The 26999-nt window shown below is 44.0% G+C and carries 19 protein-coding genes, 22 tRNA genes, 3 rRNA genes and 1 riboswitch; of the genes, 10 read left to right on the plus strand and 34 right to left on the minus strand.

Features of this window, described 5'->3' with window-relative positions:
- Positions 1–3: 3 nt before the first annotated feature.
- The 4 genes from menB to NST01_RS14030 are packed head-to-tail and all read right to left on the minus strand — an operon-like array spanning position 4 to position 4805.
- On the minus strand, positions 4–822 hold the full coding sequence (menB, locus tag NST01_RS14015) for a 1,4-dihydroxy-2-naphthoyl-CoA synthase (protein ID WP_008342913.1): 819 nt from the start codon (positions 820–822) through the stop codon (positions 4–6).
- Positions 823–836: 14 nt separating this feature from the next.
- Positions 837–1667, minus strand: coding sequence for a 2-succinyl-6-hydroxy-2,4-cyclohexadiene-1-carboxylate synthase (gene menH / locus NST01_RS14020; protein WP_019743670.1), 831 nt, complete (start codon positions 1665–1667; stop codon positions 837–839).
- Positions 1652–3394 (minus strand): 2-succinyl-5-enolpyruvyl-6-hydroxy-3-cyclohexene-1-carboxylic-acid synthase, encoded by a 1743-nt coding sequence (gene menD, locus NST01_RS14025; RefSeq protein ID WP_008342909.1) that lies wholly within the window; start codon positions 3392–3394, stop codon positions 1652–1654. The genes menH and menD overlap by 16 nt, the downstream gene beginning before the upstream one ends.
- On the minus strand, positions 3387–4805 hold the full coding sequence (locus NST01_RS14030) for an isochorismate synthase (RefSeq protein WP_008342907.1): 1419 nt from the start codon (positions 4803–4805) through the stop codon (positions 3387–3389). The genes menD and NST01_RS14030 overlap by 8 nt, the downstream gene beginning before the upstream one ends.
- A gap of 383 nt (positions 4806–5188) precedes the next feature.
- Here NST01_RS14030 and NST01_RS14035 point away from each other — a divergent pair, with 383 nt between their 5' ends.
- The 3 genes from NST01_RS14035 (at position 5189) to NST01_RS14045 (ending at position 7543) form a co-directional block, all read left to right on the plus strand.
- Positions 5189–6127 (plus strand): 1,4-dihydroxy-2-naphthoate polyprenyltransferase, encoded by a 939-nt coding sequence (locus NST01_RS14035; RefSeq protein WP_017358382.1) that lies wholly within the window; start codon positions 5189–5191, stop codon positions 6125–6127.
- A 117-nt stretch (positions 6128–6244) separates the two neighbouring features.
- Complete coding sequence (locus NST01_RS14040) at positions 6245–6979, plus strand: TraR/DksA C4-type zinc finger protein (RefSeq protein WP_017367914.1); 735 nt, start codon at positions 6245–6247, stop codon at positions 6977–6979.
- Between the two features lie 87 nt (positions 6980–7066).
- Positions 7067–7543, plus strand: coding sequence for a TspO/MBR family protein (locus NST01_RS14045; protein ID WP_008342900.1), 477 nt, complete (start codon positions 7067–7069; stop codon positions 7541–7543).
- Positions 7544–7619: 76 nt separating this feature from the next.
- Here the strand turns inward: NST01_RS14045 and NST01_RS14050 are convergent.
- The 24 genes from NST01_RS14050 to NST01_RS14165 all read right to left on the minus strand — a co-directional run bounded on the left by NST01_RS14050 (position 7620) and on the right by NST01_RS14165 (position 14949).
- A tRNA-Glu gene (locus NST01_RS14050) sits at positions 7620–7691 on the minus strand.
- Between the two features lie 7 nt (positions 7692–7698).
- Positions 7699–7789, minus strand: a tRNA-Ser gene (locus tag NST01_RS14055).
- Positions 7790–7792: 3 nt separating this feature from the next.
- Positions 7793–7867 (minus strand) — tRNA-Asn (locus NST01_RS14060).
- Positions 7868–7873: 6 nt separating this feature from the next.
- A tRNA-Ile gene (locus NST01_RS14065) sits at positions 7874–7950 on the minus strand.
- A 16-nt stretch (positions 7951–7966) separates the two neighbouring features.
- Positions 7967–8040 (minus strand) — tRNA-Gly (locus NST01_RS14070).
- 11 nt (positions 8041–8051) lie between these two features.
- A tRNA-His gene (locus NST01_RS14075) sits at positions 8052–8127 on the minus strand.
- A 24-nt stretch (positions 8128–8151) separates the two neighbouring features.
- Positions 8152–8224 (minus strand) — tRNA-Phe (locus NST01_RS14080).
- A gap of 16 nt (positions 8225–8240) precedes the next feature.
- Positions 8241–8317 (minus strand) — tRNA-Asp (locus NST01_RS14085).
- A gap of 15 nt (positions 8318–8332) precedes the next feature.
- Positions 8333–8409: transfer RNA gene (locus tag NST01_RS14090), tRNA-Met, on the minus strand.
- Positions 8410–8431: 22 nt separating this feature from the next.
- Positions 8432–8524, minus strand: a tRNA-Ser gene (locus tag NST01_RS14095).
- Positions 8525–8531: 7 nt separating this feature from the next.
- A tRNA-Ile gene (locus tag NST01_RS14100) sits at positions 8532–8608 on the minus strand.
- A 4-nt stretch (positions 8609–8612) separates the two neighbouring features.
- Positions 8613–8686, minus strand: a tRNA-Met gene (locus NST01_RS14105).
- A 26-nt stretch (positions 8687–8712) separates the two neighbouring features.
- Positions 8713–8785, minus strand: a tRNA-Ala gene (locus tag NST01_RS14110).
- An 8-nt stretch (positions 8786–8793) separates the two neighbouring features.
- Positions 8794–8870 (minus strand) — tRNA-Pro (locus tag NST01_RS14115).
- Between the two features lie 7 nt (positions 8871–8877).
- A tRNA-Arg gene (locus NST01_RS14120) sits at positions 8878–8954 on the minus strand.
- An 11-nt stretch (positions 8955–8965) separates the two neighbouring features.
- Positions 8966–9051: transfer RNA gene (locus NST01_RS14125), tRNA-Leu, on the minus strand.
- A gap of 12 nt (positions 9052–9063) precedes the next feature.
- Positions 9064–9135 (minus strand) — tRNA-Gly (locus NST01_RS14130).
- 30 nt (positions 9136–9165) lie between these two features.
- Positions 9166–9248: transfer RNA gene (locus tag NST01_RS14135), tRNA-Leu, on the minus strand.
- 7 nt (positions 9249–9255) lie between these two features.
- Positions 9256–9331, minus strand: a tRNA-Lys gene (locus tag NST01_RS14140).
- Positions 9332–9368: 37 nt separating this feature from the next.
- Positions 9369–9444: transfer RNA gene (locus NST01_RS14145), tRNA-Thr, on the minus strand.
- A gap of 33 nt (positions 9445–9477) precedes the next feature.
- A tRNA-Val gene (locus tag NST01_RS14150) sits at positions 9478–9553 on the minus strand.
- A 557-nt stretch (positions 9554–10110) separates the two neighbouring features.
- Positions 10111–10226, minus strand: a 5S ribosomal RNA gene (gene rrf / locus NST01_RS14155).
- A gap of 61 nt (positions 10227–10287) precedes the next feature.
- Positions 10288–13218, minus strand: a 23S ribosomal RNA gene (locus NST01_RS14160).
- Positions 13219–13400: 182 nt separating this feature from the next.
- Positions 13401–14949: ribosomal RNA gene (locus tag NST01_RS14165) — 16S ribosomal RNA — on the minus strand.
- The 16S, 23S and 5S rRNA genes sit together here, the layout of an rRNA operon.
- A 393-nt stretch (positions 14950–15342) precedes the next feature.
- Positions 15343–15445, plus strand: a riboswitch (TPP riboswitch).
- 97 nt (positions 15446–15542) lie between these two features.
- On the opposite strand from NST01_RS14165, the gene thiT reads away from it, so the two are divergent.
- Entirely contained in the window at positions 15543–16118 is a 576-nt protein-coding gene (gene thiT / locus NST01_RS14170; RefSeq protein ID WP_007500615.1) for an energy-coupled thiamine transporter ThiT, read from the plus strand.
- A 240-nt stretch (positions 16119–16358) separates the two neighbouring features.
- Here the strand turns inward: thiT and NST01_RS14175 are convergent, their stop codons facing one another.
- A complete protein-coding gene (locus tag NST01_RS14175) occupies positions 16359–16913 on the minus strand; it encodes a GNAT family N-acetyltransferase (RefSeq protein ID WP_024719667.1) in 555 nt (184 codons plus the stop codon).
- Between the two features lie 149 nt (positions 16914–17062).
- Here NST01_RS14175 and NST01_RS14180 point away from each other — a divergent pair, with 149 nt between their 5' ends.
- From NST01_RS14180 to ftsW, 3 genes are read left to right on the plus strand one after another with little or no spacing between them, the layout of a single operon-like run.
- Positions 17063–17722 (plus strand): DUF1232 domain-containing protein, encoded by a 660-nt coding sequence (locus tag NST01_RS14180; protein ID WP_060832582.1) that lies wholly within the window; start codon positions 17063–17065, stop codon positions 17720–17722.
- 14 nt (positions 17723–17736) lie between these two features.
- Complete coding sequence (gene rodA, locus NST01_RS14185; protein WP_060832583.1) at positions 17737–18891, plus strand: rod shape-determining protein RodA; 1155 nt, start codon at positions 17737–17739, stop codon at positions 18889–18891.
- 5 nt (positions 18892–18896) lie between these two features.
- A complete protein-coding gene (ftsW, locus tag NST01_RS14190) occupies positions 18897–20030 on the plus strand; it encodes a putative lipid II flippase FtsW (RefSeq protein WP_370539268.1) in 1134 nt (377 codons plus the stop codon).
- Between the two features lie 31 nt (positions 20031–20061).
- Here ftsW and NST01_RS14195 read toward each other — a convergent pair whose 3' ends face one another.
- Positions 20062–21609, minus strand: a complete 1548-nt coding sequence (locus NST01_RS14195; RefSeq protein ID WP_008344044.1) for a flotillin family protein — start codon at positions 21607–21609, stop codon at positions 20062–20064.
- Positions 21610–21620: 11 nt separating this feature from the next.
- On the minus strand, positions 21621–22151 hold the full coding sequence (locus tag NST01_RS14200) for a hypothetical protein (protein WP_056702380.1): 531 nt from the start codon (positions 22149–22151) through the stop codon (positions 21621–21623).
- A gap of 205 nt (positions 22152–22356) precedes the next feature.
- Here NST01_RS14200 and NST01_RS14205 point away from each other — a divergent pair, with 205 nt between their 5' ends.
- Entirely contained in the window at positions 22357–22836 is a 480-nt protein-coding gene (locus tag NST01_RS14205) for a DinB family protein (RefSeq protein ID WP_341042029.1), read from the plus strand.
- A 40-nt stretch (positions 22837–22876) separates the two neighbouring features.
- Here NST01_RS14205 and NST01_RS14210 read toward each other — a convergent pair whose 3' ends face one another.
- Positions 22877–24085 carry an iron-containing alcohol dehydrogenase gene (locus NST01_RS14210; protein WP_008344050.1) on the minus strand — a complete coding sequence of 403 codons (1209 nt, stop codon included), beginning with the start codon at positions 24083–24085 and terminating at the stop codon, positions 22877–22879.
- A gap of 27 nt (positions 24086–24112) precedes the next feature.
- The gene (gene betB / locus NST01_RS14215; protein ID WP_341042030.1) at positions 24113–25582 is read right to left on the minus strand and encodes a betaine-aldehyde dehydrogenase; all 1470 of its coding nucleotides are present in this window, start codon (positions 25580–25582) and stop codon (positions 24113–24115) included.
- 206 nt (positions 25583–25788) lie between these two features.
- Between betB and cudC the strand changes: the two genes are divergently transcribed.
- Together cudC and NST01_RS14225 are read left to right on the plus strand one after the other, a co-directional pair.
- Positions 25789–26346, plus strand: coding sequence for a choline uptake/conversion transcriptional regulator CudC (cudC, locus tag NST01_RS14220; protein WP_024719673.1), 558 nt, complete (start codon positions 25789–25791; stop codon positions 26344–26346).
- A 72-nt stretch (positions 26347–26418) separates the two neighbouring features.
- Positions 26419–26491 (plus strand) — tRNA-Ala (locus NST01_RS14225).
- A 59-nt stretch (positions 26492–26550) separates the two neighbouring features.
- Here the strand turns inward: NST01_RS14225 and NST01_RS14230 are convergent.
- The gene (locus NST01_RS14230) at positions 26551–26997 is read right to left on the minus strand and encodes a hypothetical protein (RefSeq protein ID WP_025207857.1); all 447 of its coding nucleotides are present in this window, start codon (positions 26995–26997) and stop codon (positions 26551–26553) included.
- Between the last annotated feature and the right edge of the window lie 2 nt (positions 26998–26999).

Consider the following 26999-nt stretch of genomic DNA (forward strand, 5'->3'; position numbering starts at 1 on the left):
GAATCAAGGGAAACGAGGGAACTGACCGAAGTCTGGCTTCCGTTTTTCCTTAAAGGAATCGCGTCCTTCTTTTGCTTCATCTGTTGTGTAATAAAGAAGGGTCGCATCTCCTGCAAATTGCTGAATACCAGCTAATCCATCTGTGTCAGCATTAAATGCAGCTTTCAAGAATCGTAAAGCAGTCGGGCTTTTTTCTAGCATGTCCTCACACCACTTCACTGTTTCTTCTTCCAGCTGCTCTAATGGTACAACTGTGTTGACAAGTCCCATATCAAGCGCTTCTTGTGCATTGTATTGACGGCATAAGTACCAGATCTCTCTTGCTTTCTTATGACCCACAATACGTGCAAGATAGCCAGATCCATAACCAGCATCAAAGCTGCCCACTTTTGGTCCTGTTTGTCCAAAAATCGCATTGTCTGCTGCAATGGTAAGGTCACACACGACATGAAGCACATGCCCGCCGCCAATCGCATAGCCCGCAACCATCGCAATAACTGGTTTTGGAATGACACGAATTAAACGCTGTAAGTCTAGGACGTTTAGACGTGGAATTTGATCGTCTCCTACATAGCCGCCATGACCGCGTACTTTTTGGTCTCCACCTGAACAGAATGCTTTTCCTCCAGCACCTGCAAGGACAATGACACCAACATCTGAATTGTCGCGAGCACGTGAGAATGCATCAATTAATTCACTTACAGTCTTTGGTGTAAATGCATTATGTACATGCGGACGGTTAATGGTGATTTTTGCAATCCCATTATATGTTTCATATAAAATTTCGTCATACTGACGCTCAGTTTGCCATTCAATAGCCATCAATATTTCCTCCTCTAATCTTGCGATAAAATAAACTCACTTACTATTTTACCAAAAAAATGTGGTTGTTCCACATGAACTGTATGCCCGGCATGCTCTACTACTGTGAATTGACTGTATTCAAGCTCCTGCTGCATACGTTTGGCGATGTGACAGAACTTTTTATCAAGTGTTCCGCAAATGAGTAAAACAGGCTGTTCTATCTGCTTTAATGCTTCCCACATAGACGGCTGTGAACCGGTTCCTATACCTTCTAAGCTGCGAGCCAGCCCGTTAGGATCGGCTTTTAGCCTTCCCTCTCTCAGTTGCGTTAGCCTGTCCGCTGGCAAGGATTTCTGCGAAGCAAACAGCGGAATGTTCTCCCAAAAATCCACAAACTGCGCTAATCCTTCATGTCTGATCTTTTGAGCTAGCTGATGATCATGATTCAGCCTCGCCATCCGCTCTTTAAAAGAGTTCAGCCCTGGAGATGTACTCTCAAGAATCAACTTGTTTACACGTTCTGGATAACGGGAGGCAAATGATAAAGCAATACGCCCTCCCATAGAATATCCGAGAATATTCACTTTGTGAAGCTTTAATTGATCTAAAATCTCAACAAGATCTGCCAGCTGCTGGGACATTGCATATCTTCTTATACTCTTTGGTGAGTCTGTGCGGCCATGTCCAAGCAAGCTGACCTGAATCAATCTCGTATGTTTTTCTGTATAAGTATTCAAAAAAGCCCAAGAAGCTGCACTCCCTGTAAAGCCATGTAAACATAACGTGGCATTTTCAGCAGATGGGTTATGGTCTATCACCTCATACGCCACACCATCGTGCATTCGTATTATGAGTGAAGGCATTCTTTTTTCACTTCCCTCAATATCTCGTCCATCATTTGGCGATGTTTGCCCACGCGAGAATGCCGGTCAGTTTCAATCTCAATTAAATGAAGCCCTGGTTCTTGGATATGCGCCAAGTACACATCTTTTAACTCTTCTTTCGTTGTCGGCTTCGAATAGGTTCCCCCATATAGCTTTGATGCATACTCAAAATTCAACCCAGTCGGCGTACCAAAGAGCTTTTCATAATACGGTTCATCGGATGCCTGCGGAAGGAAAGAAAAGATTCCTCCTCCATCATTGTTTAACAACACAACCGTGAGCGGAATGTCCATTAGCTTAGCTGCAAGAAGACCGTTCATATCATGGTAAAAAGACAAATCGCCGATGACTAAAGTGATGGGTTGTTTCAAGGCTGCATATGTTCCAAGAGCTGTGGACACAACACCATCAATACCATTTGCTCCGCGATTCGCCATCATCCGAAACGGTTTTGACTGCGTTTCAAAAAAGGTATCGACATCTCGAATAGGCATACTATTTCCGATAAAGAGCACACTCTCTTTTGGCAAAAGGTGCTGCAGCTGACGATACACATTTCCCTCAAATGTCAGGTCCTCATCATTGTATTGATTTGCATGCATTCTAAAAGAAGAATTGACACTCTGCCAGCGTCGTAAATTAGATGTATCCTGACGCTTTTCCGCTCTCATCAAGACTTCTTCTACAAAAGAGGCTGCATGACTTTCAATCATGTATGATGCGCTTAAACCAGGATCTCGATAACCACCCGCAGCATCGACGACAATCTGCTTCACTTCCGCATGCTTTTCCAGCCACTTAAATAAAGGCTTAGACACAGGCATCGGTCCAAAACGAATGACCATTTCAGGCAAGAGATGCTGCTGCAATGCCTCATCTTTTAACAAAGAATCGTATGCATCTATAATGTATTCTTCACTTTCATGTCCATTTCGCAAAAGAGAAAGCGGGTCAGCTAAAATTGGCAGATGCAAAGCTTTTGCAAGACGTAACACTGACGCCTGCTCTTCCGCCGAGTGAAGTTCACCAGCAACAATGATTCCTTTTGCCGCTTTGTTCATGATAGACACTAATTCTGACATAACCCGATCATCAGGACGAGCTTGACCTGCTGCTAAAACTTTGTTCGCAGCTCCTTCTTCTCTATCAAAAGGATCGATAGACAAGTCAGGTAGCAATGGTTCTCTCAGCGGCACATTCACTTGAACTGGTCCCTTTGGCTCCTGCGTTGACACATGACTTGCCCTAGCAGCAGCAGTCTGGACATACCGCAGCATCGTTTGGCTTTCTTCTGGCAAAGCTAAGTCTGTGAACCATTTAACAAACTTACCGAATAAGAATTGCTGATCAATCGCTTGAGGTGCCCCAACCTCCCTCAATTCGTGCGGCCGATCAGCAGTTAAAACAATCAGTGGTACCCGAGAATAATGTGCCTCGACAACAGCTGGGTAAAAGTTAGCTGCTGCCGTACCTGATGTACAAATGAGTAGCACTGGTGTTTGGCTCGCTTTCGCAAGACCCAGTGCATAAAAAGCAGCAGACCGTTCATCCACTAACACATGGACATTGATTTCTTGATGAGCAAGAGCGAGCATCGCAAGCGGTGTTGAACGGGAGCCAGGACAAACAACTGCCTCCTTCACACCACTTTGCACAAATTCATCCATTAATCTGCCAATATATCTTGTCATGATTTGATTATTCAATAGGACGACCTCCAAGAGCAGACAGCATTGGTCTTAATTTCACTTGCGTTTCTTCATACTCCTGTTTTGCAAGGGAATCCTCTACAATTCCACATCCAGCAAACAAACGAACTTGGTCTTCCTCAATAAGACCTGATCGAATGGCTACAGCAAATTCCCCATTGTCCTTAGAGTCAATCCATCCCACTGGCGCCGCATACCAACCGCGTTTCAACGGTTCGATTTCACGAATCACCTCTACCGCTTTTTCCTTAGGATATCCTCCAAGCGCTGGTGTTGGATGAAGCTGTTCAATTAATGAAAAGAGTGAACAGCTGCTTTTAATTTCTCCCACAATGGGTGTAAATAAATGCTGAATGTTTTTCGTTTTATAAAGACTTGGTTGATTTGGCTTATGCACATGATGGCAGTTTGCTTCAAATGCCTGCTCAATCATATTCACGACAATTTGATGTTCAATCAAATTTTTCTCATCACAAAGCAGTTCCTCACCTAGTGCCTGATCTTCTACTTCATCTTGACCACGAACAATGGAACCTGCCAAACACGATGAAAAGACTTCACCACCGCTTTTTTTCACTAAACGTTCAGGCGTCGCCCCGACAAATGCTTGTCTTCCCTGCTCTATAGCAAATACATAACTCGTTGTTTGATGTTTTAGTAATTCTGCTAATAGTGGAGCGAGTTCTATTTGATTTTTATAGTGAAGCAAGACTTCTCTTGCTAAAACAACCTTTTCATATTCGTTCACACGAATGTGTTCTGTCGCTTCATGGATTGCTTTCATCCATTCCTGGACATCTAACTCTTCCATATGCACAAGCTCAGCTTGTCCATGATTTCTGACAGGCAATGCATCAAAATTAGAAGCTTTCTGTTCTAACTCTTGAATGAGCTGATGAACATTCCCGTCCACCTCGTTCCATTCATTGATCGTTAGAAACGTGCCTTCTTTGGAAACAGTCAGCATCATCGATGGCACAAAAAAATGAGCCTCGCCAAATGCTTCCCAGTGACGCGCCTTCTCTTCATATGGATCAAATGAAAATCCTCCAAATAAAAGCGGACCAACTGCCGCTTGCTTTAACTCCTTCTCATCATGAAAATGGAACATATGCTGTTTCAGCTGCTCCCATTCTTGATGGACGATATTGAATCGTTCTTTGCCTTGCTCTGATGATTTAATCACGGCCGCTCTGCCAAGTCCAGAAAATATCATTTGGCTTTCTGGATCAGACCAAAAAAAACGCTCGCCTAAAAAATCCGCTTCGCCGCTTTGGAAAAAGGCAAGAGGATCCAGATCGTCAACTCTTCTGGAGTAGCTTATCAAAACAGCATGGTTGACGTTATTCGCTTCTTCTAATGTCGCAAGCGCTTCCTGCCGGAAAGTACTTTGCACTGTTGTCACCATGATACATTCCTCCAAAATCCATGAAATAACATATAAAAATAAAACCATCATGTAAAAAAATACATGAACATTCGAGTATGTCGAATGACCTGCTTTTCTATTATAAACCTTAACAGATGAACTTAGTAAAGAAAACAGCTTTTAAAACCTCGAATCCTTATTATATCACGCTTTCAAGATTTTTTCGCTCCCGCTTATTGAAATGAGAACATCCCTTAAAAAATGGTAAGACCTGTTCGAAGATCAAGCTTTCTCTCTAGATGGGAACGATTAGCAAACATCTTTTTCTTGTTTCATCGCATCAATATATTGACACCTTTTTGAACTTTGCTAAACTGGAATTTGGACGTGTACGTATTTTTTTATTTAAAGGAGTATATTTTATGCAGCATCAATCGATATCAGATCAGCTTTCACCAATTAAGCCTGATAAAAACTGGCGAATTTGGTGGAATTTACTACGACCGCATACATTAACAGCGGCATTTATTCCCGTTACTTTAGGAACTGTCCTAGCACTTCCGAGTGGTCAAATACATGTTGGGCTATTTTTAGCTATGCTATTTGCATCGATGTTTATCCAAATTGCAACGAACATGTTTAATGAGTACTTTGATTATGTTCGCGGATTGGACAATGAGAAATCTGTCGGTATCGGCGGAGCGATCGTGAGAAACGGTGTAAAACCAAAAACAGTTTTAGGCCTCGCTTATGCCTTATTCGCGCTTTCTTTATTACTTGGGATCTATATTTGCATGATGTCTAGCTGGTGGATTGCACTCATAGGACTAATTTGTATGGCAGCAGGCTATTTTTATACCGGTGGCCCTGTACCAATTGCTTATACACCATTTGGAGAACTTGTATCAGGTGCTTTTATGGGACTAGGCATCATTTTAATTAGTTTCTATATCCAAACAGGAACATTGACATCAAAAGCTGTGCTCATTTCATTACCTATCTCTATTTTAGTTGGTGCCATCTTACTGTCGAACAATATCCGTGATTTAGACGGTGATAAAGAGAATGGACGAAAAACACTTGCTATCCTAGCTGGACGTAAAGCGGCCGTCAACATCCTACTTTCCATGTTTGTGATCTCATATGTACTCATTTTTGTTTATATCTTTATGGATATCGTGGGTCTTTGGAGTCTTCTTGTCTTACTCAGTGTGCCAAAAGCTTATACAGCCATTAAAGAATTTAAGCAAAAAGAAAAACCAATTGAATTAATGAATGCCATGAAATCGACAGCACAAACCAATACGTTTTTTGGTTTCCTGTTAACGATCGCATTGATCTTACAATATTATCTCGCATAACACGAAACGCCTGCAGCCGCAGGCGTTTTTTATTGAAGAATTGCTTCAAATTGGCACAAGTCTTACATAAAAATTTGCTCATACTAACAATATGTTTGATATGAAAGGGTGATCGCTTTGTTATCTAAAAACGAATTACATCAGTTGAAGCAGCGACTTCTCGATGAAAAACAAGAAATTGAAGCCAAAAGCCATGACGATGAACAGAAAGTATCATTTCCTTATGATTCAGTGGGCGAACTGTCAGCCTATGATAACCACCCTGGCGACCAAGGAACAGAACTATTCGAACGCGGAAAAGACATTGCCTTAAACAGTTTGGAACATGAGCATCTGTCCGATATCAATGAAGCACTCCAAGCAATGGCAGACGGCTCTTATGGTTTGTGTAAAGTGTGTAAAGCCCCTATTCCTAAAGAACGCTTAGAAGCCCTTCCCACCGCCGTCACATGCACAGAGCATTCCAAAGAACAGACTGTTTCACAAAACCGTCCCATTGAAGAGGACTTATTAAGTCCGCCCTCAGGGCAATTTGAAAATGAAGAAAGTGCTGCATATGATGGCGAAGATGCCTACCAAGATGTAGAACGCTATGGAAACTCTGATACCCCATCCGATATGGAATTTCCTCCATTGACTTACGATGATGTGTATACACAATCAGAAGATGAAGATTATGTGGAAGACTACGAAGGATTTGCAGCTGCTGATATTGAAGGTAAAGCAAGCAAGGTCTATCCAAATAAAGCACACGAAGCTTATGAAGAAGCATTAGATGAAGAAGGTGTCATGACGGTGTTTGGTGACTTGAAGCCGTACGAAGAAGAACCTTATACTAAAAAAAATCATTAGTCCCCACATATTGGGGGCTTGATGTTTATATCATGTAATAATTGGGAAATAAGTTGAAGAGTGAATTGATTGGGAGGAGATTTCTGGATGGCTAAAAAAAGTATCATTTGGGCGGTTATCGTCTTCTTTATTACATACGCATTATTTTCTATTGCAGGGTTCCTGTTCCCTATCGACAGAGAATGGTATGACGCACTAAATAAACCTGAATGGACACCTAGTGGTGGTGTCATCGGTGCGGTCTGGGCTGTCTTATTCGCCCTCATTTCGTTATCTGCCGCCATCATTTATGCAAAGTATGGTTTTCAAAAAATCACATTACCATTTTGGATTCTTTTTCTTCTAAATTATGTATTCAATCAAGCCTTTAGCTTTTTTCAATTTACACAAAAAGATTTATTTGCAGCTACGATTGACTGCCTGCTTGTAGCACTGACAGCACTCGCGCTTGTCATCGTCTCACGTAAACTAAGCAATGTTGTCCCAATTTTATTGATTCCTTATGTTTTATGGGGATTCTTTGCGACATACTTGTCTTATACGATCTATTCCATGAATATGTAAGAAAAGACCGCTATGATGGCGGTCTTTCGTTTTGCGGAAAATAAAAAAGAGGTCTTTATTAGACCTCTTTAAAAAATGACCCGTACGGGATTCGAACCCGTGTTACCGCCGTGAAAGGGCGGTGTCTTAACCGCTTGACCAACGGGCCAGAAAAATGGCGGAGAAGGAGGGATTTGAACCCTCGCGCCGCTTGCGCGACCTACACCCTTAGCAGGGGCGCCTCTTCAGCCACTTGAGTACTTCTCCATTTGGCTCCGCAGGTAGGATTCGAACCTACGACCGATCGGTTAACAGCCGATAGCTCTACCACTGAGCTACTGCGGAAAGTCATGGTGGGCCTGAGTGGACTCGAACCACCGACCTCACGCTTATCAGGCGTGCGCTCTAACCAGCTGAGCTACAGGCCCATGAACGATATGCAAATGGAGCGGGTGATGGGAATCGAACCCACGACATCAGCTTGGAAGGCTGAGGTTTTACCACTAAACTACACCCGCAAAAATATGTATGGGGCGATTGATGGGAATCGAACCCACGAGTGCCAGAGCCACAATCTGGTGCGTTAACCACTTCGCCACAACCGCCATACTAATATTTATTTGTAAAAGTGGCTCGGGACGGAATCGAACCGCCGACACACGGATTTTCAGTCCGTTGCTCTACCAACTGAGCTACCGAGCCATGTATTCATTTAAAATGGCGGTCCGGACGGGACTCGAACCCGCGACCTCCTGCGTGACAGGCAGGCATTCTAACCAACTGAACTACCGGACCAATAGAGAAAAAATTTGGTTGCGGGGGCAGGATTTGAACCTGCGACCTTCGGGTTATGAGCCCGACGAGCTACCGAACTGCTCCACCCCGCGATGATATCATTTTTTAAAAATATGGCGGAGGAAGAGGGATTCGAACCCCCGCGGGCTTTGACACCCCTGTCGGTTTTCAAGACCGATCCCTTCAGCCGGACTTGGGTATTCCTCCGTATAGATGGTGGACCTTGTAGGACTCGAACCTACGACCGGACGGTTATGAGCCGTCTGCTCTAACCAACTGAGCTAAAGGTCCTTTATAGCGGCGGAGGGGATCGAACCCCCGACCTCACGGGTATGAACCGTACGCTCTAGCCAGCTGAGCTACACCGCCATGATATAAAATAATCTTTTAAAAAGTGGAGCCTAGCGGGATCGAACCGCTGACCTCCTGCGTGCAAGGCAGGCGCTCTCCCAGCTGAGCTAAGGCCCCATAAAAGATGGTCGGGAAGACAGGATTCGAACCTGCGACCCCTTGGTCCCAAACCAAGTGCTCTACCAAGCTGAGCTACTTCCCGATCTTAATGGCGCGCCCGAGAGGAGTCGAACCCCTAACCTTTTGATCCGTAGTCAAACGCTCTATCCAATTGAGCTACGGGCGCTTATTTTATAATGCCGAGGGCCGGACTTGAACCGGCACGGTAGTCACCTACCGCAGGATTTTAAGTCCTGTGTGTCTGCCAATTCCACCACCCCGGCGTGGATGGTATAAGCGGAAGACGGGATTCGAACCCGCGACCCCCACCTTGGCAAGGTGGTGTTCTACCACTGAACTACTTCCGCATTACAGGATTTCTTTATGTTGTTTGGCAATGCGGGTGAAGGGACTTGAACCCCCACGTCATAAAGACACTAGATCCTAAGTCTAGCGCGTCTGCCAATTCCGCCACACCCGCATGAAAATGGTGAGCCATGAAGGACTCGAACCTTCGACCCTCTGATTAAAAGTCAGATGCTCTACCAACTGAGCTAATGGCTCGCTTTTAAAGCGACTTGTCTATCTTACCATATGAAAGTGGTGCCGGCAAGAGGACTTGAACCCCCAACCTACTGATTACAAGTCAGTTGCTCTACCAGTTGAGCTACACCGGCTTTATCTATCCTAACATTATGTGAGAATAAATATGGTGGAGGATGACGGGCTCGAACCGCCGACCCTCTGCTTGTAAGGCAGATGCTCTCCCAGCTGAGCTAATCCTCCACTATGTAGGAATCTCTCGATCCGACAAAGATTATTATATACAGGTTTTACTCATTTGTAAAGGCTATATTAAAAAAATTTTATTTCATTTTTCATGACGTATTTCTTTTAACAGATGATGTTGATGTTACCAGTCAAAACGGCTTCAATTCAACGATTAACAGCTGTATTCTCTTCTCTATATTCTCTTTAAAAACGAGTAAATCCTTTAAAAATATCAGCAGCCTTTCAATTTTTATACTTTAATGATATAGATATTTCTTTATTTCAACTATTAAACGCAATGAATGTTTTGATTTCAATAAAATAGACTTATACAACTCCATTTTAATGAATGAATTTGTATCAGGCATCTATACACCGGCTATTCTTTCTCTCTATTACTTTTCTCCATACTTAAAAGTGAACATGCTTCACAGACTTTCACGTTGATTTAGAGCATCTCCACGCTTATAGTGAATTAAAACAACCTGATTTATACCACATATGTATCAAGGTGATCTTCTTTCAAACAGCACAAAAAAGACCAGTTCCGACTGGAACTGATCCTTTGAAAAGCTTGGCGGCGTCCTACTCTCACAGGGGGAAACCCCCAACTACCATCGGCGCTGAAGAGCTTAACTTCCGTGTTCGGTATGGGAACGGGTGTGACCTCTTCGCTATCGCCACCAAACCTGATGGAGAGAATGTTCTCTCAAAACTAGATAACAATGTTCATTTTTCACATTAGAATATAGGTTAAGTCCTCGATCTATTAGTATCTGTCAGCTCCACGTGTCACCACGCTTCCACCTCAGACCTATCAACCTGATCATCTTTCAGGGATCTTACTTCCTTGCGGAATGGGAAATCTCATCTTGAGGGGGGCTTCATGCTTAGATGCTTTCAGCACTTATCCCGTCCGCACATAGCTACCCAGCGATGCCCTTGGCAGAACAACTGGTACACCAGCGGTGCGTCCATCCCGGTCCTCTCGTACTAAGGACAGCTCCTCTCAAATTTCCTGCGCCCGCGACGGATAGGGACCGAACTGTCTCACGACGTTCTGAACCCAGCTCGCGTACCGCTTTAATGGGCGAACAGCCCAACCCTTGGGACCGACTACAGCCCCAGGATGCGATGAGCCGACATCGAGGTGCCAAACCTCCCCGTCGATGTGGACTCTTGGGGGAGATAAGCCTGTTATCCCCGGGGTAGCTTTTATCCGTTGAGCGATGGCCCTTCCATGCGGAACCACCGGATCACTAAGCCCGACTTTCGTCCCTGCTCGACTTGTAGGTCTCGCAGTCAAGCTCCCTTGTGCCTTTACACTCTGCGAATGATTTCCAACCATTCTGAGGGAACCTTTGGGCGCCTCCGTTACATTTTAGGAGGCGACCGCCCCAGTCAAACTGCCCACCTGACACTGTCTCCCTGCCCGATAAGGGCAGCGGGTTAGAAGGTCAATACAGCCAGGGTAGTATCCCACCGATGCCTCCACCGAAGCTAGCGCTCCGGTTTCCAAGGCTCCTACCTATCCTGTACAAGCTGTACCAACATTCAATATCAGGCTGCAGTAAAGCTCCACGGGGTCTTTCCGTCCTGTCGCGGGTAACCTGCATCTTCACAGGTACTATAATTTCACCGAGTCTCTCGTTGAGACAGTGCCCAGATCGTTGCGCCTTTCGTGCGGGTCGGAACTTACCCGACAAGGAATTTCGCTACCTTAGGACCGTTATAGTTACGGCCGCCGTTTACTGGGGCTTCAATTCGCACCTTCGCTTACGCTAAGCGCTCCTCTTAACCTTCCAGCACCGGGCAGGCGTCAGCCCCTATACTTCGCCTTACGGCTTCGCAGAGACCTGTGTTTTTGCTAAACAGTCGCCTGGGCCTATTCACTGCGGCTTCTCGGGGCTTTAACACCCTAAGAAGCACCCCTTCTCCCGAAGTTACGGGGTCATTTTGCCGAGTTCCTTAACGAGAGTTCTCTCGATCACCTTAGGATTCTCTCCTCGCCTACCTGTGTCGGTTTGCGGTACGGGCACCTCTCACCTCGCTAGAGGCTTTTCTTGGCAGTGTGGAATCAGGAACTTCGCTACTAAATTTCGCTCGCCATCACAGCTCAGCCTTCACGGGAAACGGATTTGCCTATTTCCCAGCCTAACTGCTTGGACGCGGATATCCAATACCGCGCTTACCCTATCCTCCTGCGTCCCCCCATTGCTCAAATGGTGAGGAGGTGGTACAGGAATATCAACCTGTTGTCCATCGCCTACGCCTTTCGGCCTCGGCTTAGGTCCCGACTAACCCTGAGCGGACGAGCCTTCCTCAGGAAACCTTAGGCATTCGGTGGACGGGATTCTCACCCGTCTTTCGCTACTCATACCGGCATTCTCACTTCTAAGCGCTCCACCAGTCCTTCCGGTCTGACTTCACTGCACTTAGAACGCTCTCCTACCACTGTTCGTAAGAACAGTCCGCAGCTTCGGTGATACGTTTAGCCCCGGTACATTTTCGGCGCAGAGTCACTCGACCAGTGAGCTATTACGCACTCTTTAAATGGTGGCTGCTTCTAAGCCAACATCCTGGTTGTCTAAGCAACTCCACATCCTTTTCCACTTAACGTATACTTTGGGACCTTAGCTGGCGGTCTGGGCTGTTTCCCTTTCGACTACGGATCTTATCACTCGCAGTCTGACTCCCAAGGATAAGTCATCGGCATTCGGAGTTTGACTGAATTCGGTAACCCGGTAGGGGCCCCTAGTCCAATCAGTGCTCTACCTCCGAGACTCTTACCTTGAGGCTAGCCCTAAAGCTATTTCGGAGAGAACCAGCTATCTCCAGGTTCGATTGGCATTTCACCCCTACCCACACCTCATCCCCGCACTTTTCAACGTGCGTGGGTTCGGGCCTCCATTCAGTGTTACCTGAACTTCACCCTGGACATGGGTAGATCACCTGGTTTCGGGTCTACGACCACGTACTCATGCGCCCTATTCAGACTCGCTTTCGCTGCGGCTCCGCATCTTCTGCTTAACCTTGCACGGGATCGTAACTCGCCGGTTCATTCTACAAAAGGCACGCCATCACCCGTTAACGGGCTCTGACTACTTGTAGGCACACGGTTTCAGGATCTATTTCACTCCCCTTCCGGGGTGCTTTTCACCTTTCCCTCACGGTACTGGTTCACTATCGGTCACTAGGGAGTATTTAGCCTTGGGAGATGGTCCTCCCGGATTCCGACGGAATTTCACGTGTTCCGCCGTACTCAGGATCCACTCTGGAGAGAACAACATTTCAGTTACAGGGCTGTTACCTTCTTTGGCGGGCCTTTCCAGACCTCTTCGCTTATATCGTTCCTTTGTAACTCCGTATAGAGTGTCCTACAACCCCAAGAGGCAAGCCTCTTGGTTTGGGCTGTTCCCGTTTCGCTCGCCGCTACTCAGGGAATCGCATTTGCTTTCTCTTCCTCCGGGTACTTAGATGTTTCAGTTCCCCGGGTATGCCTTCTCATACTCTATGTATTCAAGTATGGATACTACTCCATTACGAGCAGTGGGTTTCCCCATTCGGAAATCTCCGGATCAAAGCTTGCTTACAGCTCCCCGAAGCATATCGGTGTTCGTCCCGTCCTTCATCGGCTCCTAGTGCCAAGGCATCCACCGTGCGCCCTTTCTAACTTAACCATTTCTTACTTTAGAAAGAATCACTATGTGTGATGAACTTTGCATTGCATTCAATGTGAATGTATTACTTATTGTTATCTAGTTTTCAAAGAACAATCCTGTCTCGCTAGAGACATGTTTGAAGGAATGATCCTTCAAAACTAAACAAGACGAAAAACGTACGCTGCTCCATATATCCTTAGAAAGGAGGTGATCCAGCCGCACCTTCCGATACGGCTACCTTGTTACGACTTCACCCCAATCATCTGCCCCACCTTCGGCGGCTGGCTCCATAAAGGTTACCTCACCGACTTCGGGTGTTGCAAACTCTCGTGGTGTGACGGGCGGTGTGTACAAGGCCCGGGAACGTATTCACCGCGGCATGCTGATCCGCGATTACTAGCGATTCCAGCTTCACGCAGTCGAGTTGCAGACTGCGATCCGAACTGAGAACAGATTTGTGGGATTGGCTAAACCTTGCGGTCTCGCAGCCCTTTGTTCTGTCCATTGTAGCACGTGTGTAGCCCAGGTCATAAGGGGCATGATGATTTGACGTCATCCCCACCTTCCTCCGGTTTGTCACCGGCAGTCACCTTAGAGTGCCCAACTGAATGCTGGCAACTAAGATCAAGGGTTGCGCTCGTTGCGGGACTTAACCCAACATCTCACGACACGAGCTGACGACAACCATGCACCACCTGTCACTCTGTCCCCGAAGGGAAAGCCCTATCTCTAGGGTTGTCAGAGGATGTCAAGACCTGGTAAGGTTCTTCGCGTTGCTTCGAATTAAACCACATGCTCCACCGCTTGTGCGGGCCCCCGTCAATTCCTTTGAGTTTCAGTCTTGCGACCGTACTCCCCAGGCGGAGTGCTTAATGCGTTAGCTGCAGCACTAAGGGGCGGAAACCCCCTAACACTTAGCACTCATCGTTTACGGCGTGGACTACCAGGGTATCTAATCCTGTTCGCTCCCCACGCTTTCGCTCCTCAGCGTCAGTTACAGACCAGAGAGTCGCCTTCGCCACTGGTGTTCCTCCACATCTCTACGCATTTCACCGCTACACGTGGAATTCCACTCTCCTCTTCTGCACTCAAGTTTCCCAGTTTCCAATGACCCTCCCCGGTTGAGCCGGGGGCTTTCACATCAGACTTAAGAAACCGCCTGCGAGCCCTTTACGCCCAATAATTCCGGACAACGCTTGCCACCTACGTATTACCGCGGCTGCTGGCACGTAGTTAGCCGTGGCTTTCTGGTTAGGTACCGTCAAGGTGCAAGCAGTTACTCTTGCACTTGTTCTTCCCTAACAACAGAGCTTTACGATCCGAAAACCTTCATCACTCACGCGGCGTTGCTCCGTCAGACTTTCGTCCATTGCGGAAGATTCCCTACTGCTGCCTCCCGTAGGAGTCTGGGCCGTGTCTCAGTCCCAGTGTGGCCGATCACCCTCTCAGGTCGGCTACGCATCGTCGCCTTGGTGAGCCGTTACCTCACCAACTAGCTAATGCGCCGCGGGTCCATCTGTAAGTGACAGCCGAAACCGTCTTTCATCCTTGAACCATGCGGTTCAAGGAACTATCCGGTATTAGCTCCGGTTTCCCGGAGTTATCCCAGTCTTACAGGCAGGTTACCCACGTGTTACTCACCCGTCCGCCGCTAACATCCGGGAGCAAGCTCCCTTCTGTCCGCTCGACTTGCATGTATTAGGCACGCCGCCAGCGTTCGTCCTGAGCCAGGATCAAACTCTCCGAAAAAGTACAAAACCGAAGTTTTGTTTTTCGTCAGCGTTTGACTGACTACCTATGATGTATCATAGGATTTTTTTATAAAAACTCGAATTAACAGGTACGTTTTGTCTTGTTTAGTTTTCAAAGATCATCTTCGTTATCGCTCAGAAGCGACTTTATTAATATAACATTCTATCAAGATGAAGTCAACAACTTTTTTCTTGAATGTTATTTCTCAACCGCGCTGTTTCAGCGGCGAATACAAATATAACACCTTTTAAAAGAAGAAACAAGTATTTTTTCTAAATAATTTATTTTTCCTGATCTCTTCCTATATATTCGTACAAAAAGGGCTTAACTCCGTAATTCACTATTGTTGATCCTGTAGGTCTTTAGTATATTTATAATAGATTGAAATTAAATAACCGCAGGGGGAGCTTTGTGCTGAGAGTGAACAATTCGTTGTTCTGACCCTTTGAACCTGTCAGTTAATACTGAAGTAGGAATGTGGAATCACTTGCATACATGCATTGTATTCAAGCCGATATGTTTTTCTATGAATCACATACTCATCCTGACATGGTCTCTCCTTGCACAATTCGTGAAAAGGGGATTTTTTTATGCAGCAATCAAATCAATTAGTACGACTGATGGAGATCGCCATCATGACTTCTCTTGCACTTGTTTTAGATTATTTATCAGGTCTCTTTTTAAGAATGCCAAACGGCGGGTCAATTGCACTGATCATGATTCCTGTCATTCTCATGTCCATTAGATGGGGCGTGTCTGCTGGATTTATCATCGGTGTGTTAATCGCAGGACTGCAGCTGATGAACAATCCTATTATTGCTACACCTGTACAAGGGTTTCTCGATTACTTTGTCGCATCTGTTGTGATTTGTTTAAGCGGGCTATTCTCAGGATCAATTAAAAAAGCCATTCAGGATAAAAAGCGAAAGAAACAATTCTTCTATATTATCCTAGCTGTATTTGTCGCCAGTTTCTTCAGACTGCTGACGTTCTTTATTTCAGGTGTAGTTTTCTTTTCTCATTATGCACCAAAAGGAACACCAGGATGGGTGTATTCATTAGTTTATAACAGCACATATATGATTCCTTCATTTATCATTTGTAGTATTGTTCTTTGTTTACTCATCCCTAGTGCGTCTCGTTTGGTTTTTCCTCGACAAAAATAACCCAGCTGTTTCAGCGGGTTATTTTTTTATGCATAATTTGCTGCTCTATTGAATCTATTAATAGTAGAAGATTTCATGCTGGAGGTACGACAATGAATCCTTACTCCATTATGCTGTGCTGTTACATCCTCAGTCTCGCCTACTTTTTGGCCAGTTTCTATGAGGCATTAAAAATAGCAGGTGTGAAAGGAAAAGTAGAGGCTTCTCCTTTTATATCTTATATTTTACTCGCCACCCTTTTTACTTTTTTCTCTCATTATTACTGGAAGCTGACGATATAATCTGTTGAACATGATCACTTAGGACAGATAGTTCCCATCCATACCCTATTTCTTCATGGTTCTCACCAGCCAGCTCAAACTGGCTGGTGACGGCAAAACTAGGTTGAAGTTTTTGATAAAATTGCTTCGCTGAATTTTGCTCAAATACCCAGAGCAGCATATTCTGATAGCCTTTCTCTATTAAATAATCCACACCTTTTGCAATCAAAGCCATACCCGCTCCTGATTTCTGTTTTCTCTGCAACAAATAGATGGCATAAAGCTCGCCATCATATATTGAATATCTCTCATCACGCTGTTTTCCGAAGGAAGCAAAACCAAATACTCCGTCAGCATCCTCTGCGACAAACGTGCCTTCAAGCGACCTGCTTCTCCAGCTCTCTTCCCGCTCCTCTACATTTAAAGCATCTAAATACTCTTGTGAAATAATGCCATGATAAGTCGTTTGCCAGCTCTTCACATGAATTTCGGCAATTTTAGGAATATCATTATGTACTGCATGTCTAACCTTCATCTGCACACCCCTTTTAGCCATTTCTTACTCTATGTTTCATATGATAAGTTGCTATTTTATAAAATTCAATCCTTAATGGATATTCGTTGACATTTTGTCAACACCCCTATATATTGGGTACGACTTCTTCTATTGAAGAGTTGAACTTTATGAAAAGGGTGAAGAAAGAGATGGAATTTAAAACAACTGAGCTTCGGCAGTTTTTAAAAGAACAACTGCAAATACGTTCTCTTTCATTAAGAGAACTCAGTACACAAACAGAAATTGATAAAGCCACACTGTCTAGAATCATGAACGGAAAAAGAACACCGACTTTGAACCATTTACAGCGGCTTTCAGATGCTCTACACATTTCTTTAGATCATCTATTGGCCACGGCTGGATTTTCAATTAAAAACGAAAGAGTTCTCGGTAATACGTTCATTCAAGCCGTAGAAGAGATTGAGCGAACGCTGAAAGATCATGATGTCTATGACGGGACGTTCAGCGAGAATGAATTGAAACAGAAGCTAAATGAATATGAGACCTATAGTCAATCAGACGAGGGAAAAGAAACGATCTCGGCATATTTTGAAAAAAAGATAGAGACGATAAGCGGTGTTGGGCCATTTCTTGATCAATTGAAAAGCATGTACTGCTCGTTCATGAGCGGACGGGGGACTTCTCGAGAATTGATGTTGATGGGAGGCGCATTACTTTACTTCATTATGCCCGTTGATTTAATACCAGATTATATTTTTCCGATCGGCTATATTGATGACGCTGCAGCGGTGCAGGTCGTATTAAACCAGCTGACAAATAGGTCATAGCAGGTGACGGAGACATGAAAAAACAGAACAGCATTGACTTCGCATTATTATTCACTGTCATTTGCTTCTTTGTGATCAGCCTGCTGGCTGTGTATAGCGGATCGGGACAGTATGAAACGCAAGATATGTTTTATTTCGTCAAAAGACAAGTTTTCTGGTATATCGTCGGCTTTGGCCTTATGGCGGCAGTTGCTTACTTTGATTATGAACTGCTTGAGCGGTTATCTTTTCGATTATTTGCAGGTGGTCTCTTCCTCATCATTCTCGTTCATTTTTTTGGCACGAATCAAAATGGCTCTCAAAGGTGGATCAGCTTGGGACCCATGAAAGTGCAACCATCAGAATTCATGAAAATTTTTGTCATTCTTCTGTTAGCGGCTATTTTAAATCGATACAAACATCAGCGCTTTTCGTTTAAAGAAAGCATGATTCCTACAATGAACATCATATGCTGGACCGCCGTTCCTTTTTTCCTGATTTTAATTCAGCCAGATTTGGGGACGGCACTTGTGATCTTGTCTATTGCTTTTACACTGATGCTTGTGTCAGGCATTTCAAGTAAGATGATCGCTGCATTAATCGCTTCTTTTCTCGCGCTTCTTGCATTTTTGACCTACTTGCACAATGAACATTTTGAGCACTTTACAAAAGTGATTAAACCTCATCAGCTTGATCGCATTTATGGGTGGCTCTCCCCAGATGAATTTGATTCGACATATGGGTATCAACTGAAACAAGCAATGCTTGGCATTGGGTCAGGGCAATTATCAGGAAGCGGGTATACAAAAGGAAATCAAGTACAAGGGGGAAATATCCCTGAAGCCCATACAGATTTTATATTTGCAGTCATTGGCGAGGAATTTGGTTTTATCGGCGCCTCCCTATTGATCTGTTTATATCTTATGATGGTCTATCGAATGATTCATGTGGCTATGAATGCGAATACCCTTTATGGGCTTTATATATGTGCTGGGGTGGTTGGGCTGATCGTCTTTCAAGTCTTCCAAAACGTTGGGATGACAGTAGGGCTAATGCCTGTGACTGGTCTTGCCCTTCCTTTTATCAGCTATGGGGGCAGTGCGCTTTTAACCAATATGATTGCCATTGGCCTTGTATTTAGTGTCAATCTGAGGTCCTCATCCTACATGTTTGGACGTAACTGGGATTGAAGGTGATGTCATTGATTCTTTCTCACCTAAAAAAAATCGACCACATTCTTGCTGGGACGATTGTTTGTCTTTGTTTCTTTGGATTGCTGATGGTGTACAGTGCGAGTTATCCTTTAGGCGAAATAAAATATGGACAGGGCAGCTACTTCTTCATGAAACAGTGGCAATGGCTTTTGATTGGATTCTTCTTTTTCATCGCTGCGGCCCTTGTTCCATATCAAGCTTACCGTAAATGGATTCGGTGGCTTGTGATGCTGTCATTGTTATGTCTTCTCCTTGTCCTGCTTCCTGGAATCGGTGTTGTCAAAAACAATTCACAACGATGGATTCAATTGGGCTCTTTGATCATCCAGCCTTCTGAGGCTGTGAAATTAGTGATGATCATCTATTTCGCCTATGTATATGCAAGGAAACAAGCGTACATCACATCCTTTAAAAAAGGAGTATTGCCTCCACTTCTTCTTTTAAGTCTAGCTTTTTTATTGATTTTAAAACAGCCAGATTTAGGTACAGCAGTTTCTATTTTATTGAGCTGCGGTATCGTCTTATTATGTGCTGGACTTAAAACACGCCACCTCATTCTACTAGGTTCGACGGCTGCGGCAGGGATCACTTTTTTTGCTGTGACCGCTCCTTATCGTTTGAAACGGATCACTTCTTTTCGTGATCCTTTCATGTATGAAGATGGAGATGGTTATCAGCTGATCCATTCCTATCTCGCCATGGATTCAGGAGGACTGACCGGGAATGGTTTAGGCGGAAGCATACAAAAACTAGGATTTCTTCCTGAAGCCCATACAGATTTTATTATGGCCATCATTAGTGAAGAGCTGGGAATCATGGGGCTGTTGTTTGTGATGGGTGCCTACCTACTCATCATGTATCGCGCCGTTCGAATCGTTCAAGGTTTACAAGATCCATTTGGAAAGCTATTAACGATCGGGCTTACTTTTCAAATCATGATTCAAGCAGCCTTTAATCTAGGAGCTGTCTTTGGGCTTCTCCCCATTACAGGCATTCCTCTTCCCTTTATTAGCTACGGCGGATCTTCATTGGTGTTCATGATGATATCTGCAGGCATTCTTGTGAATCTCTCTTCATCTATCAAAAGACACCGGCATGTACCCCAAGTAAAATAGACACCCTCTATCAGAAGGTGTCTTTTGATTTTTATTCTTCTATTTGACGATCAGCGATTTCTTTTTTTCTTGGCTGTTTGATTTCATTCGTCAGTTCTTGGATGCTTTGTTTCACATTGCCTTTGCCAGAGAAATTCTCAATAATTTCTTTGACATCAATTCCAGAGGAAGCTTTCAGACTTTCTTGAAGACTGGACATAAGGTTTGTCGCATAGCCGGTCACTTTGTTGGCGCCGCTGCCTTCCCCGTTACCACCTGTATCAACAACTGTAATTTTATCAATGTTAGAAAGTGGAGCAGATACTTGTTTCGCATATTCAGGTAGCATTTTCACAATCATATCAAGAATCGCCGCTTGACCATACTGTTCGAATGCTTCTGCAATTTTCTCTTTCGCTTCTGCTTCCGCAAGTCCTTTCAACCTAATGACTTCTGCTTCTGTTTCCCCTTTTGCACGATCGGCTTCTGCTTTGGCAAGCCCGTCAATCCGAACTTTCTCTGCTTCTGCTTTTGCCATTGCTTCAATGCTGTATTTCTTCGCATCTGCTTCTGCAAGACGCTTCGCTTTTTCCGCCGCAGCCGACTGCTCAACAGCATAACGGTCCGCATCTGCTTTCTTTTTCACCTCAGAATCGTATTGACGCTCACGACGCTGGATCTCTTTTTCTTCTAATTCAATTTGCTTCTGACGTTCAATGATTTTGACTTGCATTTCTTGTTCAGTTACGTGCTGACGATTACGAGCTGTTTCAAGATCGTACGCTTGGTCAGCGCTTGCTTTTGCTGTATCTTGTTCACGTCTGAATTCTGCTCTTTTCAGCTCATTGATTTTTTCTGCTTCAGCGATTTCAGTGGCACGCTCAAGCTCAGATTTCTTCGCATCTTTATCTGCTTCTGCACGTTTGATACGTGTTTCTTTATCTGCTTCTGCTGTCGCAATATCTGCATCGCGTTTCACTTGAGCAATTCTAGGTTTACCTAGTGATTCTAAATAGCCATTTTTATCACGGACATCTTTGATTGTAAACGATACAATGACAAGACCCATTTTCGCTAGATCTTGAGAAGCGACACGCTGTACTTCTTGAGAAAATTTCTCTCTGTTTTTATAAATCTCTTCAACTGTCATTGACCCTAAAATGGAGCGAAGGTGTCCTTCTAGTACTTCTCTTGCTTCATTTTCACGATCTTCTTTTGTTTTCCCTAAAAACTGCTCTGCCGCAGTGGCGATTTCTTCAATTGATCCGCCAATTTTAATGATGGCCGTTCCATCCGCCATGACCGGTACACCTTGTTCAGTATAGACTTCAGGCGTTGAAACATCTAGCTTGCTAGATAGTAAGCTGAGCGGCTCTGCTTGTTGAAAAACAGGGAGTACAAAGGTACCTCCACCTCTTACAATCTTAATCTTGTTTCCACCTTCATCCACGTGGACATTTTTACTTCCGAGGTAACTTCCTGTGACGATTAATGCTTCATCTGGACCAGCTGTCCGGTATTTCGAAACAAATACACCAATAAGTGCAATGAGAATCACAAGCACAATTCCAATAATAATTAATATGGTTGTTCCTGGCATAGCATTCCCTCCTAGATTTCTTCATTTGGTATAACAGATAACACGCCTTTGTTCACTTCGACGACCAGCACCCGGGTTCCATATGGAATCTCCTCTTCGTCGAAACTGACGGCAGGCTTTGAGATTTTCCCGCTGTTACTAATTAACAGCACTTCTCCAAACCCATCTTTTGGTACAGATACAATGATCTCCCCAGTTCTTCCTTTTAGGTCGGCCTCCGTATATGAAAGAGATTCTTCAGCAGAGGAAAGCGGGACTAAGACAAATACATTTAAACAAGTAACGAGAACCACTGCGAGAATGGTAGATAATACTGCGCCAAGTCCACTTCCTACAATTGCTGTTTTTTCAGAGATAAATCCTCCAGCCGAGAAAAAGGTAAGAAATGCGAGGATCAATGTTGGTTGAAGGAACGGGACAGGAATCGCTTCAAACAATCCATCAAATACATCGCCAAAAAAGACGAAAACAAGCGTCAGGATTCCTGATACCATCAATATGTATAAGTACAGCGTCTGAAGAGGCAGCCCAAACACATCCATCTTCCTCACCCTTTCTTTATGAAATGAGCAGCCTTTCATTCATTTAGACCATGCTCACATCCAAGTGTATTCCTTCTAACAGGTAATACGAACCACTTTTGTAAAGGTTTCAAATTTCCTCACAATTCTTCAAAGGAATTCAACGATAGCTCAAGAATGATTGTCATGTACCAGTATGTTAAAATTTGATCTTGAGGTGATGAAAATGAGTTTATTACATGATGCAAGACAAGAATTGTGGCAAGAGCTGCAAGGATTGAGCGAAGAACAATTAAATCAAAAATTATCTGATGATACTTGGAGTATTCAAGAAGTTGCAGATCATTTAAAGAAGATGGACCTAGTTGCAGCAAAACATCTAGCTGCCGAGGGGAAAAAAGCACCGATTAAAGAATATGAGCCAAAGCCGGTGGAAATGGCAGAGGATCGTTCAAAAAAAGCCACCGCGCCTAGTATTGTTGAACCAGATCGGAAGCATGTGACACCTACACATTTAAAAGATGAGCTTGATACAGCTCGTGAGAAATTAAATCAAATTTTATCAACGTTTATAGAGGAAGATTTCAAACGCGTGATTGCACATCCTGTATTTGAAGAACTTTCATTAAAGCAATACCTTGATTTTATCGGCGCACATGAAAAGCGCCATATTCATCAAATTAAAGAAATTAAAGAACAGCTATAAGATGTAAAAAAGACTCCCTTTTGGGAGCCTTTTTTCATTGTTACACTGTTTTAGGTGTTAAATCAAAGCAACGAGCGTAAATCCAGTTGTATGCTTTTTCGTTCAGGTCTCTTGGGTTTCCAACTGTTTGCGGATCTTTCATTGCTTCTTTAGATAAACGGTCGATCATATCTTTTGGTACACCTTGTTCTTCTAATGAAGGAACTTCTAGGTCTTCCACTAAATCATACATCCAATTCACTGCTGCTTTTGCAGCTTCCTCTGTTGTCATTCTGCTTGTATCAATACCGAATGCTTGCGCAATCCGGGCGAACTTCTCTGGGTACCCTTTCCAGTTATATTCCATGACAGGTCCCATCATTGCCGCTACACATTGACCATGTGCGACTGGAATAATGCCTCCAAGCGTTTGGCTCATCGCATGGGCTGCGCCAGCTGATTCACTGCCATAGGAAAGTCCGGCAAGCATCGCAGCTTGTGCCATGCCATATCTTGCTTCCAAATCCTCTCCATCGGCAAAGGCACGGCGAATATAATGAGCAGCATATTCAATGGCCATGAGCGCTACCGCATCTGTAATTGGCTGAGCAAACTTCATCGTATAGCATTCGATCGCGTGCGCAAGCGCATCGATACCCGTCATAGCCGTCACATGCGGCGGCATAGATACATGAAGCTCAGGGTCAATCACTGTTAGGTGAGCTGCAATGAGTGGCCCACCTGTGTTGAATTTGAATTCCCTTTCTTCGTCAGTAATCACTGCCCACTGCGTGACCTCTGAACCTGTACCAGCCGTTGTCGGAATGGTGGTTAACGGAGGGATTCTATTTTCAAGCGGTTTTTTCCCCTCAGCCGCTTCGTAATCAAGAACTGATCCTTCATGAGTCGCTTCCACACCAATAGCCTTCGCTGTATCCATTGAGCTTCCGCCGCCTACTGCGACTAAACCATTACAGCCTTCTTTTTCATATAACGCAGATCCTTCATTCACTAAACGGACTGGCGGGTTTGGTTCTACTTTATTAAATAGAACCACATCAACTTGTGCTTCTTTTAATGAAGCAATCACTGGATCTACAACACCCGCTTGATAAATACCAGGATCTGTGACAAGCAATACCTTTGAAACGCCGTATGCTTTCACTTCTTCCCCAACATGTTTCACTGCCCCAATGCCATGCTTGATGACAGTCGGAATTTCAAACGTATGGAATTTTTGCATGCTTTCAATTTTCATATTTAAAGTCATATAGAATCTCCTCCAGATAAGTGATATTTATTTAAACCAATGAACCGCTTCTGGTTTTGTATTTCGATATAAATGTTTTAGTTCCGTATATTCTTCAAGGCCCGTACGTCCTAATTCACGTCCAAGACCTGATTGTTTATACCCGCCCCACGGTGCTTGGGCAAAATAAGGATGGAAGTCGTTGATCCATACCGTGCCTAATCTTAATTGACGAGCCACTCGTTCGGCTTTGCCGATATCAGAAGACCACACCGCTCCTGCTAAACCATAAATCGTGTCATTTGCCAGCTCGATGACTTCTTCCTCTGATCGGAAGGATTCGACAGTGAGGACTGGTCCAAACACTTCTTCCTGTACAATTCGCATGTCTGATGTACAGCCTGAAAAAATCGTCGGCAAGTAGAAGAACCCTTTTTGAAGCTCCTCTGCTTCAGGTCGTTTCCCACCTGTTTCTAATGTTGCGCCTTCGTCTAAACCGATGCTGACGTATTTTTCTACTTTTTCTCGATGCTCAGCTGAGATGAGCGGTCCGCTCTGGGTTCCTTCATCAAAGCCGTTGCCTAGCTTGATTTTTTTCGTACGCTTCACCAGTTCTTCTAAAAATTCATCATGAATAGATTCTTCCACTAACAAGCGTGAACCTGCTGAACACACTTGCCCTGCATGGAAAAACACAGCATTCATTGCCTGGTCAACCGCTACGTCTAAATCAGCATCTTGAAAGACGATATTCGGGTTTTTCCCGCCGAGCTCAAGGGCGATTTTCTTCACATTCCCGCTGGCTCCCTGCATGATTTTCTTACCTGTTTCAATACCGCCTGTGAATGAAATTAAATCGACTTGGTCATTGACAGCCAGCTCATCTCCAACAGTTGCTCCAGGTCCAAGTACTAAGTTGGCAACGCCTGCTGGAACACCCGCTTCTTCCATAAGTTTGAAAAATTTGATCGTGGTTAATGGTGTAATTTCACTTGGCTTTAGTACGATTGTATTTCCAGCTGCAAGTGCAGGAGCGATTTTCCAGCTCGCTTGAAGCAATGGATAGTTCCAAGGAGTGATTTGACCGCATACACCGACAGGTTCTCGGACTAATTCACTTTTTGAGTTTGGAATAGGCGATGCAATGATTTCCCCGCCATCCTTATCAGCAAGCCCCGCATAATATTGGAACACGTTCGCAATATCGTCCATATCCGCTTTGCTTTCTTCGAATGTTTTGCCGGTATCAAGTGATTCTAATTTGGCTAATTCATCTAGGTCTCGCCTAATCAATTCAGCAATTTTAAACACAATATTTCCTCTTTCAAGTCCAGGCATGTTTGCCCAATCACCTTGATCGAAGGTTTTTCTCGCTGCCTTAATGGCTAACTGCGCGTCATTTCTTGATCCTTCACTGACTGTCGCGATCACTTCTTGATTAAATGGATTGATGATATCTCTTGTGTCGCCACTCTTAGCGCCAACCCATTGTCCATCGATAAATAGTGTTTGACTCATAGAAGGAACCTCCTCTGATTCTCTTTGGTAAGTTTGTTAAATAAAAATTTAACGTTTTGAACATAATTAACTTAACATGTTCAAATTTTTCTGTCAAAGGGGGATATGCTTCTTTTATTTTGACATTTTGCATTCTTTCGTTAACATATAGTCCATAAAGATTTTTTTGAACGTATTGAATTCACTTAATAGAAAGCAGGGACAAGATGAAAAAGCAGGAACAGCCACAAGCAGAAGAACGCATTTTAGCTGCTAAAGATCTCGTCATTGATTCCATCGCTGAAACAATGGATCTCTATGGCATTACTAGAAGTGCGGGTATTCTATATGGGACGATGTATTTAAATGAGGAAATGACGCTGGATGAAATGCGTGAAGAGCTGCAAATGAGTAAGCCTAGTATGAGTACGGGTGTGAAAAAACTGCAAGACATGAATATTGTCAAAAAGACCTTTCACCGTGGCCGAAGAAAACACAGCTTTGTTGCTGAGAAAGACTTTTTTAAGTTTTTCATGAACTTCTTCCCGCAAAAATGGGAACGAGAGGTTGAGGTCAATCTAGCAGCGATTGAAGAAGCGCAAGAACGCCTTCAAGATGTAGCTCGTGATGAGCAGGCGGCGGAACATGAAAGAGAGGAAGCGAAACAGCTCATTGAACAGCTTGAAAGCTCAAAAGCCTATTATGATTGGCTTAGACGATTAGCCCACTCGGTTCATTCGGGAGAAATCTTTGACTATATTCCGATTGATCAGAAAGAAAAATAGCCGGGGTGTTTGTGTTTTACAGCTTGAATTTTACAGGAGGATTGATTATAATAAGTTATGTCGTAATACTTCGGGGCATTAGCTCAGCTGGGAGAGCGCTACGCTGGCAGCGTAGAGGTCAGCGGTTCGATCCCGCTATGCTCCATTATCAAAAGCCTATCCAATGATGGATAGGCTTTTTCATTTGATTTTACTCATAAAAGATTATTTGTCTGGTTCTTGAATTTGATAACCAAAGACTCCTTTTATCTCAACATCCCCACAGCCTTCTTTTTTGGTCAGTTTAATACCATGGGGTCTATAAATGTAGCGACCACTTGATAAAATTCGGTCTGTTGCACTTAGATCATATTGGTTACCTGTATACTCTTTGACTGATGACGGAAAATCCGTTCCTGATAAGGATGTTCTGTAGAGTGTCACCTCTAGAGTACACCCCTCTGCATTTAGTATAGAAAATTGGTAGCCATAAGTAGATGGATATTGTTCAGGATTATTTTGACCTCCTGGTACCCACAAATCTTTTTCCTGTTCCGTCATGATGAAATCAACTTCTACTTCTCGATAAATGGTCTTAGCTGCAACCTTTTCCATATTAAAATGGAACATGACAATGAAACAAAGAGACATCATTACACTTATCCGCTTCATAC

The organism is Bacillus sp. FSL R7-0166, from assembly GCF_038008935.1.
GTDB classification, from domain to species: domain Bacteria; phylum Bacillota; class Bacilli; order Bacillales; family Bacillaceae; genus Bacillus; species Bacillus altitudinis.